The 11,254-nt window shown below is 52.8% G+C and carries 13 protein-coding genes; 9 read left to right on the forward strand and 4 right to left on the reverse strand.

Annotation, left to right across the window (positions count from 1 at the left end):
* The first annotated feature begins 127 nt into the window (after positions 1-127).
* Complete coding sequence (locus ACUY4Q_RS10350; RefSeq protein WP_458046928.1) at positions 128-553, forward strand: Rap1a/Tai family immunity protein; 426 nt, start codon at positions 128-130, stop codon at positions 551-553.
* A 15-nt stretch (positions 554-568) separates the two neighbouring features.
* Here ACUY4Q_RS10350 and ACUY4Q_RS10355 read toward each other — a convergent pair whose 3' ends face one another.
* Entirely contained in the window at positions 569-781 is a 213-nt protein-coding gene (locus ACUY4Q_RS10355) for a hypothetical protein (RefSeq protein ID WP_458046929.1), read from the reverse strand.
* Positions 782-919: 138 nt separating this feature from the next.
* On the opposite strand from ACUY4Q_RS10355, the gene ACUY4Q_RS10360 reads away from it, so the two are divergent.
* Both ACUY4Q_RS10360 and ACUY4Q_RS10365 read left to right on the forward strand, forming a co-directional pair.
* Complete coding sequence (locus ACUY4Q_RS10360) at positions 920-1,462, forward strand: hypothetical protein (protein WP_458046930.1); 543 nt, start codon at positions 920-922, stop codon at positions 1,460-1,462.
* A gap of 14 nt (positions 1,463-1,476) precedes the next feature.
* Entirely contained in the window at positions 1,477-2,043 is a 567-nt protein-coding gene (locus tag ACUY4Q_RS10365; protein ID WP_458046931.1) for a hypothetical protein, read from the forward strand.
* Positions 2,044-2,124: 81 nt separating this feature from the next.
* Here ACUY4Q_RS10365 and ACUY4Q_RS10370 read toward each other — a convergent pair whose 3' ends face one another.
* A complete protein-coding gene (locus ACUY4Q_RS10370; RefSeq protein WP_458046932.1) occupies positions 2,125-3,234 on the reverse strand; it encodes a mechanosensitive ion channel family protein in 1,110 nt (369 codons plus the stop codon).
* A 275-nt stretch (positions 3,235-3,509) separates the two neighbouring features.
* Here ACUY4Q_RS10370 and ACUY4Q_RS10375 point away from each other — a divergent pair, with 275 nt between their 5' ends.
* Positions 3,510-4,211, forward strand: coding sequence for a glutamine amidotransferase (locus tag ACUY4Q_RS10375; protein WP_458046933.1), 702 nt, complete (start codon positions 3,510-3,512; stop codon positions 4,209-4,211).
* A 2-nt stretch (positions 4,212-4,213) separates the two neighbouring features.
* Here ACUY4Q_RS10375 and ACUY4Q_RS10380 read toward each other — a convergent pair whose 3' ends face one another.
* Positions 4,214-5,977 (reverse strand): sigma-54-dependent Fis family transcriptional regulator, encoded by a 1,764-nt coding sequence (locus tag ACUY4Q_RS10380; protein ID WP_458046934.1) that lies wholly within the window; start codon positions 5,975-5,977, stop codon positions 4,214-4,216.
* 270 nt (positions 5,978-6,247) lie between these two features.
* Between ACUY4Q_RS10380 and exaC the strand changes: the two genes are divergently transcribed.
* The 5 genes from exaC to ACUY4Q_RS10405 all read left to right on the forward strand — a co-directional run bounded on the left by exaC (position 6,248) and on the right by ACUY4Q_RS10405 (position 10,785).
* A complete protein-coding gene (gene exaC / locus ACUY4Q_RS10385) occupies positions 6,248-7,768 on the forward strand; it encodes an acetaldehyde dehydrogenase ExaC (protein WP_458046935.1) in 1,521 nt (506 codons plus the stop codon).
* Between the two features lie 227 nt (positions 7,769-7,995).
* Positions 7,996-8,169 (forward strand): con-10 family general stress protein, encoded by a 174-nt coding sequence (locus ACUY4Q_RS10390; protein ID WP_458046936.1) that lies wholly within the window; start codon positions 7,996-7,998, stop codon positions 8,167-8,169.
* A gap of 632 nt (positions 8,170-8,801) precedes the next feature.
* Positions 8,802-9,170: a response regulator gene (locus ACUY4Q_RS10395; RefSeq protein ID WP_458046937.1), complete on the forward strand. Its 369-nt coding sequence runs from the start codon at positions 8,802-8,804 to the stop codon at positions 9,168-9,170.
* Positions 9,167-9,805, forward strand: a complete 639-nt coding sequence (locus ACUY4Q_RS10400) for a chemotaxis protein CheC (protein ID WP_458046938.1) — start codon at positions 9,167-9,169, stop codon at positions 9,803-9,805. The genes ACUY4Q_RS10395 and ACUY4Q_RS10400 overlap by 4 nt, the downstream gene beginning before the upstream one ends.
* Before the next feature lie 5 nt (positions 9,806-9,810).
* Positions 9,811-10,785: a diguanylate cyclase gene (locus ACUY4Q_RS10405; RefSeq protein WP_458046939.1), complete on the forward strand. Its 975-nt coding sequence runs from the start codon at positions 9,811-9,813 to the stop codon at positions 10,783-10,785.
* Positions 10,786-10,843: 58 nt separating this feature from the next.
* Here the strand turns inward: ACUY4Q_RS10405 and ACUY4Q_RS10410 are convergent, their stop codons facing one another.
* A complete protein-coding gene (locus ACUY4Q_RS10410) occupies positions 10,844-11,134 on the reverse strand; it encodes an Rdx family protein (RefSeq protein WP_458046940.1) in 291 nt (96 codons plus the stop codon).
* Positions 11,135-11,254 lie beyond the last annotated feature (120 nt).

An 11,254-nucleotide genomic window follows, 5' to 3' on the forward strand; every position in this document is an offset into this window, starting at 1 on the left:
TTGCAGGGTGCTGCGTGGCGCATTAACCTTAGGGCGCTGAACGTAGCTTCATTGGCTTGTTCCCGCGCACGAAATGACGCCTGGTATCGCAACGGGCCGCCGCCTCATTCGTCTTTAAGGATATGTGATGAAAAAACTCTCAACGCTGGTCACTCTTTTTCTCTCGATCTGCACGGTATATACGGCGCAGGCCGAAACCTTCGAATACCCGAGTGCGAAGGCATTACCGTACGACGACACCCGTGTATTCCCGCGCGATCCTGAGCTCCTGACAGGGCATGATTTCAACTTAAGTGCTGAACGCTTCGCCAACGCCTGGTTATCAAAAACGAATGAGCGTGAACGCATTAAAGCTACCCTTTATCTGCTGGGCGTATTGGATAGCACGGAAGGTTCGGCGTGGTGTGAGTCCAGGCAGGTTCTGCCCAATTCCCGGTATGAAATGCTCTATCCCTATTTCGAACACCTTAACGCTGAACAAAAAAAACAGCGTGCGTCCACACTCATTGTGGCGGCGATGGCTGATATTCTGCCTTGCAAATCGAAGAAATGAGCCCTGCAATGCGCATCAGCGTTGACGTTTGAACAGGCGGAAAAATAAGAAAAACGCTGCCAGCGTACAGGCGAAAAAGGCCACTTTGCCTAAAAGCGCCCCTGTTGAATAAATATTGAGCTGCTCGTATCTGAGCACCAACCACAGCGAATTAATGAGGTCAAAGAAGGTATATGCTCCCAAAAAAAGCACAAGTACCATGAGAATCATTAACAGAATTTTTGCCACAGAATTTCCCTTCAAAATACGCAAGTTCGTTAACCAAAAAAGAATAAAGTATGGCGTGAAGTTATGCGAATAATAATGTTACACCGCGCTCTTGGGGGTGATGCACATGCTACAGTGTAAGCGTATTGGACGTTGAAGATGAATAAATCCATGAGAGATACACGCCAGAATTTATATGCTTTACCCGCGCCAGCGCTGATTTTGATGACACTGATGATGGCGAGTGGCGCTGCGCAAGCAAAAATCCCGTCCGGGGATTTATGGGGATTTATTAATCATATTCGCCCTGCGTTGCGTGATCTCACTGTCGCTAACACGGCGCAATTCCCGCTGACCCTTTCTCCGGTAGAACAGAATGAATACACCCAATTCTACACGGCGAAACCGGTATTTCTTGAGAAGGGGGGGCAACTGAATGATATCGATATCCGGCTAAGTAAAAGCTTAAACGATCACGCTCCCTTCATGCGCTTCACCTGGCAAGGGCAGTGCGTTACGCTGCCCACTATAAAGACACACTTTCCTCAACTAACATTGACCGATGTGCCGCATGGTCATTCGGAAAATGAGACGACAAGCTATACCTCCGTGGCAGATGCAAACGGGCAAAGCGTTTCGTTTGCTTTTGCCGTCAAACAACCGGACTGTTTGCAGCAGGTTGTCATCGCTTCACGGGACTGAATGACGAAAACATTATGAATGCAATGAACACACGTACCGTCGCCTCGGCCATGGTATTTGCCGGGCTCTCTTTTTTTGCCGCCCTGGCCCCGGCTTCGGCGAACAACGCATATCCAACGTCGGTAATGCCTCTCAGTAAAGCCGATTTTTCACTCAGCATTAACGGCCAGTCCATTGCACTGGGAGATAAGTGGGATGAAGACGTACAGTCGCGCCTGGGACCGTCTCTGAGTGATAACTTTGTTGGCGACGTGGTTTTTGATGATGAAAGCTATAAGTTCTATCAGCATCATTATGAAGGGTGGGATCTCTATACGTCGAATCTCTGGTGGGATAAAGCAGACCGCGACGTTGATGATTATATCGTCGCGCAGATTACCTTCTCATCAACAGCCATGAAAACGCATCGTGGGGCCTTTATCGGCATGTCGGTTGAGGACATTAAAAAGCGTTACGGTGAAGGTCAGCATCAGCAGAACGATGACGGTGAATGGCTGTTTTACCTGTTGGGTAAAAAACGCCTCTCTTTTGATATTGCGGCCGGTAAAATTACCGCTGTCACCCTGAGCTATGACAACTGACGAGGTTTACAGGCGAAAAGTTTAATCAGGTTCGCGACGTGAAGGGTGGTGGCCCCCATCAGCCACCACATCTTCTCACCTTTAGAAATTGCTGGCCGAGCGTAATGCCCCGGACTCGGGCGTCACTCTCAGCGGAGAGCGCACGATCAGCGAAGGCAGGGCCAACTCAATATCCTGCTCTGCAAGGCTTTCAATAATGCGGATATTAATTTCCTGCTGCACATCCATATATTTATTGTAATCGGCGGTATTAACGATATGGACAACCTCATAGGTTAACCGGTCTTTATTGAAGTCCAGTAAATGCGCGCGATCGAATTTTGTTTCGCCGACTTCCGTAACGATTTTTTTCACCAGATCGCCAATAATGCGTAATTTCTCCGGTGGGGTGGTTATCGAGACGCCGAAAGTAAACACAATGCGGCGTGTCTGCATACGCTTATAGTTATGAATGGTCTGTTGCAATAACTGCGCGTTAGCACACACAATTTGCTCACCACTGAGGCTACGGATACGGGTGGTTTTCAGGCCAATATGCTCAATGGTCCCCGCCACGTCATTAAAGACCACAAAATCGCCAATCTCGAAAGGCTTATCAAAACCAATTGAGAGCGAGGCAAACACATCGCTCAGCACGGTCTGGACGGCAAGCGCGATGGCGATACCCCCAACACCGAGACTGGCGATCAGGGCGGTAATATCCACACCCGCATTAGCCAGCACCGAGAGCAGCATAATTGCCCAGACGAAAGTGCGTAATATCATGCCCAGTATGACCAGCGTTACCGGGTTTTTACTGGTGCCTGGCGAATAAAGTAAATGACGCATCCAGGACTGCACACCCTGATCGAGCCAAATAGCCATTTGAATGGCGAAGACCACAAACCAGGCGTGGGAGATGGTGGAAAACAGGCGCTCAGGCAACGCGACAAAACGCAGACTGAAAAGAAAAGCAGCAAATAACATAAGGAGCTTACTGGTTTTTTTCAGCATATCAAACGCAACTGAACCCAGTCGCTCAATTCTGGCATTATTTTTACCCGCACGATGAATGGTCTTATAAAGCAGCGTCAGCAAGCGGTTCGTCACCCAATACGTGATGATGGTGATGAAAAATACAATCGCCAGATTGATCCAAAATGTGGGCGACATTAATACCGAAATAATGTTCAGTTGTAACAGATAAGCCATTCTACCTCCCCGATATGTGATTACAGAGGTTCAGTATAGACACTCAGGATCTTTGACGAGCTCAGGGCAGGAATTCAGACAGTAAATTCGGAACAATAAGACGGCGCAATTGCCTGCGGTAAATGCCACACGTGGTCATGAAGTATCATGTAACGTAAAAATCGCGCATCGCGATCGCATCTGCGCACATAAGTAAATCCTTAGCCTGGTATTTTTGGGTATGCTGAATACAGAGCTTGATGATTTTCGCTTACGATAAAGGATGGATCTCTGCTATGAAGACTGCCGTTGTATTTCGACATGTTCCTTTTGAAGATTTGGACTCTCTGAGCGAGACCTTGCTGGCTAAGGGGTACCGCTGGCGCTGTATTGATACTCCCGTCCAGTCCCTCGCATCCTTTGATGCACTGAAGGACGATCTGCTGATCGTCCTGGGTGGGCCTGTCGGCGTTTACGAACAGCATCTCTACCCCTTCCTGGAGACAGAACTGCGCATTATTCGCGAGCGTTTAGCGGCCAAAAAACCGGTGCTGGGCATCTGTCTTGGCGCACAAATGATTGCCACAGCCCTGGGTGCCCGTGTCAGCGCGATGAGCAAAAAAGAGATAGGTTATGCGCCCATTACCCTGCACACTGGCGCACCGGCGTACTTTGCGCCGCTCGATAATCTTCCGGTGCTGCACTGGCACGGTGACCAGTTTGAGATCCCGCAGAGTGCAATCCTGCTTGCCAGTAGCGACGTCTGTGAAAACCAGGCGTTCAGCGTCGACAATTACGCGCTGGGTTTCCAGTTCCATCTGGAAGTGACCGCTTCCGCCCTGGAAAGCTGGCTGGTGGGCCACGCCAGTGAATTGAGCCAGGCAGGCATCGATCCGCGCACCCTACGCGAAGAGGCGACCCGTTACAGCGCCAAACTCTCCAGCGCAGCGCGCCAGGTCGTGGGACACTGGCTGGATGATCTTCCCGTGACACCGTAACTTCAACCCGCCGTCTGCCGTTTTTCCAGACGGCGATACAAGGTACTGCGTGAAATGCCCAGTTTTTTCGCCGCAAGACTCATATTTCCCAGCGCCTCCTGGATGGCCTTTTCTTCCACGGGCGCGGCGGGGACGATGACCGGCGGGCTGGAGGGCAAAGGCTCGCCGGGCAAATCTCCGGGTAGGATATGACATCCATCATCTGCCAGCGCCATGAGTACCCGCAGCTGGCTTATCAACTGCCGCACATTACCCGGCCAGGGGCGTCGGGCCAGTGCGGATACCGCCTCGTCCGTCAGAACCAACCCGCGCGTGGCTGCACCCAGTTCACGCCATAATGTCCGAATAAAGCTGGCGATATGCGGCCACTCCCGGAGCGGCGGGATTCGGTGCTGAAACTCCTGTATGCGATAAAGCAGGTCTTCACGAAAAGCGCCGGATTGCACCCTCGCTGCCAGATCCTGATGGGTGGCGCACACCAGCGCAAAATTAACGTTCCAGGTGGTGTTTGAACCGAGCGGAGTGACCTTCTTCTCCTGGAGAACCCGTAGCAAACGCGTTTGCAGGCTGAGCGGCATGTCGCCAATTTCATCCAGGAACAGAATCCCGCCGTCGGCTTCACGGCACTTGCCGATATACCCTTTCGGATTGGCCCCGGTGAAGGCGCCGGGAACGTAGCCGAACAGTTCGGACTCAATCAGATTTTCCGGTAACGCCGCACAGTTAATGGCGACGAAATTGCCCTTGTGCCACTGGCTCTTGCCATAAAGTTCACGGGCAAGGTGCTCCTTCCCACAGCCTGTTTCACCGGTAATGCACAGGGAAATCCCGGCATTGAGTATTCGCAACGCTTTCTCTTTTTCGGGTGACACGCCGGCAGGCGGCGCGATACCACGACCGCTGTAGCGGCGCTCTGGGGGCGTCTGGCGCACAAAATAGCGCTGACGGTTCGCGGCATCGAGGGTCATTTGCCCGGCTTGCAGCGTGGCGCCAGGAAACAGCGCATGGAGATCTGTCGCGCCAAAGTGTCCCGCCGTTAATGAAAAGGCATCCATCGCCAGTTTGTTTGCGCCAAGCAGGGTGTCATCTTCAAAGATAAGCAGCAGTTCGTGGGCAGTGTTCAGTACATTTGCATCCTGATGCAGACTTAATAACCAGCGTCGGGCACCCACTGCGCTGGAGGTCCAGGCATGCTCAATTTCGCAGACGGCGCGGCGAATAAAAGCCGCTGCATCGTGGCGAGGAAGGTGTGCAGGCGTGGAGATATCCAATACCCCTGCAATTTTGCCGTCCGGGCGGAACACCGGTGAAGCAGAGCAAAACAGCCCGGCATTTCGGCTGAGGTAGTGTTCGCCGCCGGAAACTTCACAATGGCGTTGCAGGGCCAGCGCCGTACCAATGGCATTCGTCCCCCGCGCATGCTCCCCCCACAGGTTTCCAGGGGCGAGGGCATAGCGTTGCGCTTTATGCAGGAAGTCCGAATTACCGTGCGTTTCCAGAACCAGCCCGGCGGCATCTGACATCACCATAATCGCGGGGTGGCTGGCAAGATCCGGCCGCAGGCGCGAGAGCAGAGGGGCCACCAGTTGGCTAATCCAGGCATTTTCCGCCCGGGCATCTTTCAACAGCGACGTGGCCACCCAGGGTTGAGTGTCATCATCGCGTGTCAGTCCATAGTTCAGGCTGCGCTGCCAGGAGTCTTCCAGTTGACAGGGTAATCCGACGTTGTGCTGGATAAGGGCCGAAGACAGTGGGCGTTGTGGCATGGCTCACTCCATAAACTGAAATGTTACAAATGTGTAGCATATTGGTGTCGCACATGTAGCGACACACAACACAGTTCACGAAGAGAATCGTTTCTGTTATCGCCTCACCTGGCAGATGCAATCCTGCAGTATCTCATTAACGTATTGAAAATAAACGATTTATAAAAATTCTCTGTTCATTTCTTTTTTTGGCATAAGAACTGCTTATATACACCCGTACCCACACGCTACGAGCCTCACCTGTACCCATAATAAAGAGAGGAACATCTTATGAAATATGTACACCCTGGCCTTGCCGGCGCGAAAGTCTCCTTTAAAAATCGTTATGGCAACTACATTGGCGGCGAGTTTGTCGACCCAGTAGAAGGACGCTGGTTCTCCAATACCTCGCCGGTGACCGGGCAGGTTATTGCAGAGTTCCCACGTTCGGGCGCAGAAGACATTGAAAAAGCCCTCGATGCCGCACATGCCGCCGCCGATGCCTGGGGAAAAACCAGCGCGCAGGAGCGGGGCAATGTGTTGCTGGCTATTGCCGACCGTATTGAGCAAAACCTTGAACTGTTGGCGCTCACCGAAACCTGGGATAATGGCAAACCGATTCGCGAAACGCTCAATGCGGATCTGCCGCTGGCGGTGGATCACTTCCGTTATTTCGCCGGGTGTATCCGTGCGCAGGAAGGAACGGCGGCAGAGATCGACAGCACCACCGTGGCCTATCACATTTACGAACCGCTGGGGGTGGTCGGGCAGATTATTCCCTGGAACTTCCCGCTGCTGATGGCGGCCTGGAAGCTAGCCCCGGCGCTGGCTGCCGGTAACTGCGTGGTCCTGAAACCGGCCGAGCAGACGCCGCTGGGCATTTGTGTGCTAATGGAACTGATTGGCGATCTGCTGCCGAAAGGCGTGTTGAACGTGGTACACGGCTTCGGCACCGAAGCCGGCGAGCCACTGGCACGCAGCAAACGCATTGAGAAAATCGCCTTTACCGGCTCCACGTCGATTGGCCGCCATATCCTCTCCTGTGCAGCGGAAAACATCATCCCCAGCACCGTTGAACTGGGTGGCAAATCCCCAAACATCTATTTCGAAGATGTGCTGAACGGTGATGAAGGCTATGTGGACAAAGCGATTGAGGGGGTCGTGCTGGGCTTCTTCAACCAGGGTGAAGTCTGTACCTGTCCGTCTCGCGTGCTGGTGCAGGAATCCATCTATCCGCAGTTCGTGGAAAAGGTGCTGGCGCGGATGGAAAATATCCGCAAAGGTGACCCCTTTGATACCGATACCATGATCGGGGCGCAGGCTTCCCGCGAGCAGTACGACAAAATTCTCTCTTACATTGATATCGCGCGTGAAGAGGGCGGTGAAATTATTACCGGCGGCGCCCACGTGGCGCACGGCGATGCGCTGGGTAATGGCTTCTATATTCAGCCCACGCTGATTAAGGGCCACAACCAGATGCGTTGCTTCCAGGAGGAGATCTTTGGGCCGGTTATCGGTATTACCACTTTCAAAGATGAAGCCGAGGCGTTGAAACTGGCGAACGACACTGAATATGGCCTCGGGGCGGGCCTCTGGACGCTGGACATTAACCGCGCATGGCGCATGGGGCGCGGCATCAAAGCCGGTCGCGTATGGACCAACTGTTACCATCTTTACCCGGCACACGCTGCGTTTGGCGGCTACAAAAATTCCGGCGTCGGCCGTGAAACGCACAAAATGGCCCTCAGCCAGTACCAACAAATCAAGAACCTGCTGGTCAGTTATAGCGGGTCAGCGATGGGCTTCTATTAATCATTCGGCGTGACCCCAGGGAATATCCGAAACGGAGCAGAAATGCTCCGTTTTTTTATATCCATAATATTGCCTGTAATATTAATGGCTAACACTCTGTTTGCGTTCCGCTTATTATCGCCGTTCCGCTTTGACTATTTGGTTATGCCAGCTAAGGTTAATTCTTGTATGCGATCGATATAATATTTTCGTATCGGTTATTTAATAACATGAACGGGAGACATATTATGGCAGAGCATAGAGGCGGTTCCGGTAATTTCGCAGAAGACCGGGAAAAAGCATCTGAAGCGGGTAAAAAAGGCGGGCAACACAGCGGCGGGAACTTTAAAAATGACCCGCAGCGCGCGTCCGAAGCCGGTAAGAAAGGCGGTCAGAGTAGCCAAAGTGGTGGCAAAAAATAGTGCGCATCGGCTTAATCAGCCAATGCATAATTATTTTTGACACGACTAATATATAAGCGAACTGGTGCCCTCCAGGTATGCGTTAAAATAACGCGGAGGGTCACTGGCTCGCTGGATATAAAGCTGCAAATTTTTATATTTGGTTACAACAGGAGGTCAATAGAATGCAGATTGAAAAAGATGACCCACGTAATGCCCCGGAATCCGGTGATAAAAAACCCGAGCCGGTGAAAAAATAACGGTTAAACCGAAGCTGCGACCCCCTCGCAGCTTCTTTTCTTTTACCCCCTCTCATGCACCCCCACGCCACTATTTTCGACATGCCAGCCCAGATGGCCTTCCTTCTGTGCCCTCTTTTCCTCTGATAAACCCCCGGTCGCGCCCTGTAATCATCGGGTTATGCCGCCTTCGGCAGCCGTTGTTCATCAAATTACACTTAAGGGCTAATTAAATGCGTTTGTGTGCCGATTAACTGTGTACCTAACGGAAATCTGTCGCACACCGGCGTTGTGGCGACGGCTTGACGTTGAATCTGACTTTCCAGACCCCGGCGAGAATGGTAGCGCATTGCGCGCGGGGGAACGTACCGGGCCCTTTGTATGCCCGTTGAACCCGAACAGAGAACTTAAAAAATGCCTGAACAAATCCTCATTGTTGATGACAGCCGCTTATCACGGATGATCTCCCGCCAGTATGTGCTGAGCCTGCGCAAGGACTGGGATATTGTTGAGGCGGCAACAGGCGAACAGGCCATTGAGATGGCGGCGGAAAAGCAACCGTACCTGATCCTGCTCGACGTCAATATGCCCGGCATGGGTGGGCTGGCTGCGGCGGCCATTTTGCGGCAAAACTACCCACAAACGCACATCGTACTGTTGACGGCCAACGTCCAGCACTCCGTCCAGGCGCAGGCTGAAGAGATGGGGCTGGGATTCCTGTCCAAGCCGATTAAAGAAGCTGAGATTCACGCCATGCTCAACGGACTGGAGTCCAGCGTATGATCGATGAAATGAGCATGAGTGAACTCGAAGCGGACAGCCTGATGGAGATTTTCAACATCGGGGTGGGGCACGCGGCGGCGGCGATGAGCAGCATCGTCAACGAAGAAGTGCGTATGTCCGTGCCCTCTATTCGCATTACGACCCGCTCGGAAGCGGCGGAAGAGTTGGGTGCCGGTCTGTCGCTCTGCGGCATCAGCCAGCAGTATAAAGGGGCGTATGCCACAGAAGCGATTTTGATGTTCCCGGAACGGGCCAGTTTTGAGATCGTCCGTATGATGGTCGGCGATCTTATCCCCGCCGACGAACTGGGTGAGATGGAACGTGAAGCAATGAGCGAAATTGGCAATATCGTGCTCAATGCCTGCGTGGGAACCTTAGCAAACATGTTCCAGAAAGAGCTGGAAGGGTCACTACCGGTATTCCGGGTCGGCAGCAGTGAGCAGATCCTGAACCCCAGCCATGATGACGCGGATCCGTCAGTATTAATGCTACGCATCGATTTTTCACTCGAGCGTAAGCAGATCGAGGGCTACCTGGCCTTTATTCTCGACATGTCGGCACTGCGTGATTTACGCGAACAAGTCAGGCTCTATATCATGCGCCTGGAATCCGGTATGGTCCCTGACGGATTATAATAACTATGAACGACAAGCTGTTACTGGATGCATTTTCCGCCCTGAGTCTTGGGGTGATAGTTGTGGATGCGAACTACCGCATTACGCTGTGGAACGCTTGGTTAGAAACACACACAGGACGACCGGCGAGCGACGCGCTTGGTCAGGATTTCTTCACAATTTTTCCTGACCTGCGTAACCATCGCGTGGGCGTCGCCCTTAAGCAGGCGATTAGTCACAATCTTCCGGCGCTGTTGTCGCAGTCGCTTCACCGCTCGCCGTTCCCGCTGTTTGCCGAACCGGCACAGCCGGGGGCGCGTTTGAGTCAGGCAGTGACTATCGTGCCGCTGGGGGATAAAGAACGTTACGGGCTGATTCAGATCGTTGACGTCAGCATGGCGGTGCGGCGCGAATCGTTATTGCGTGAGCAGACACACGAGCTGTTGTCTCAGTCCTTGTCCGATGGCCTGACGGGCGTGGGCAACCGCCGCTACTTTGACCTTTGTATTGATAAAGAGTGGCGCACCAGCAAGCGTAACAACAAGTCGCTCTCGCTGCTACTGATCGATGTCGATCACTTTAAGCGTTATAACGATCGCTACGGCCATCAGCAGGGGGATCTCTGTTTGAAGCAGGTAGCGACGGCGATGCGTAACGCGCTACCTCGCCATACCGATTTGCTGTTTCGTTATGGCGGAGAAGAGTTTTGTGCACTGCTGCCTGAAATGCGCTCTGCCAGGGCGGTGGAAGTGGCGGAAAAACTGCGCGCCAGCGTACAGAATCTGGCGCTTCCGCACGCTAACGCACCAGCGGGTATTGTCAGCGTCAGTATCGGAGTGGCAAGCCACAACCAGCGCAGCCATACGGATTATGGTCAGCTGATTCAGGCCGCGGATGACGCGTTGTACGAAGCAAAACATGCAGGCCGCAATATCGTGCGGGCCAGTGTGCCCGCCTGGCCGGACAGCTTGTCCTCGCTGGGTGTGGCAAGCCAGGATTAATCGTTGTTGATGACAGGTACCGGTGGGGCGGCTTCACCGGTACGTTTCAATGTGCAGACTACTTCTCTTTTTTCTCCAGATGCCCCAGCTCTTTTTCAGGGAAACAGTAGTCCCGCACTCGCCGTTTCAACTCTGCAGCATCCGGGAAACCGCCATCCTGTTTCCGCTCCCAGATAACATGCCCGTTAATATCAATCACGAAAATACCCCCGGTACCGGGAATGAGCGTGACCGACGCGAGATCGGCGCTAAAGCTGTGCAGGAGCTCCTGTGACATCCAGGTGGCGCGCAGCATCCAGTTGCACTGTGAGCAGTAATGGATGGTAACAGCAGGTTTTGAGGTCGTCATGGCGTTAACCGTAGGGGAGTAATGTAAGCCTGAGTTATACAAAAGCCGGGCTAAAAAGTGAAGAAATTGTGAAGTTGTTGCAAGTGATAATTATTATCATTATTATTCCGATCCTAAAAT

This window comes from Phytobacter cepae, from assembly GCF_054165735.1.

Bases quoted from the DNA above. Each gene is read 5' to 3' on its own strand.
- ACUY4Q_RS10350 (WP_458046928.1), top strand. From the start codon at position 128: ATGAAAAAACTCTCAACGCTGGTCACTCTTTTTCTCTCGATCTGCACG.
- ACUY4Q_RS10360 (WP_458046930.1), top strand. From the start codon at position 920: ATGAATAAATCCATGAGAGATACACGCCAGAATTTATATGCTTTACCC.
- ACUY4Q_RS10365 (WP_458046931.1), top strand. From the start codon at position 1,477: ATGAATGCAATGAACACACGTACCGTCGCCTCGGCCATGGTATTTGCC.
- ACUY4Q_RS10370 (WP_458046932.1), bottom strand. From the start codon at position 3,234: ATGGCTTATCTGTTACAACTGAACATTATTTCGGTATTAATGTCGCCC.
- ACUY4Q_RS10375 (WP_458046933.1), top strand. From the start codon at position 3,510: ATGAAGACTGCCGTTGTATTTCGACATGTTCCTTTTGAAGATTTGGAC.
- ACUY4Q_RS10380 (WP_458046934.1), bottom strand. From the start codon at position 5,977: ATGCCACAACGCCCACTGTCTTCGGCCCTTATCCAGCACAACGTCGGA.
- exaC (WP_458046935.1), top strand. From the start codon at position 6,248: ATGAAATATGTACACCCTGGCCTTGCCGGCGCGAAAGTCTCCTTTAAA.
- ACUY4Q_RS10390 (WP_458046936.1), top strand. From the start codon at position 7,996: ATGGCAGAGCATAGAGGCGGTTCCGGTAATTTCGCAGAAGACCGGGAA.
- ACUY4Q_RS10395 (WP_458046937.1), top strand. From the start codon at position 8,802: ATGCCTGAACAAATCCTCATTGTTGATGACAGCCGCTTATCACGGATG.
- ACUY4Q_RS10400 (WP_458046938.1), top strand. From the start codon at position 9,167: ATGATCGATGAAATGAGCATGAGTGAACTCGAAGCGGACAGCCTGATG.
- ACUY4Q_RS10405 (WP_458046939.1), top strand. From the start codon at position 9,811: ATGAACGACAAGCTGTTACTGGATGCATTTTCCGCCCTGAGTCTTGGG.
- ACUY4Q_RS10410 (WP_458046940.1), bottom strand. From the start codon at position 11,134: ATGACGACCTCAAAACCTGCTGTTACCATCCATTACTGCTCACAGTGC.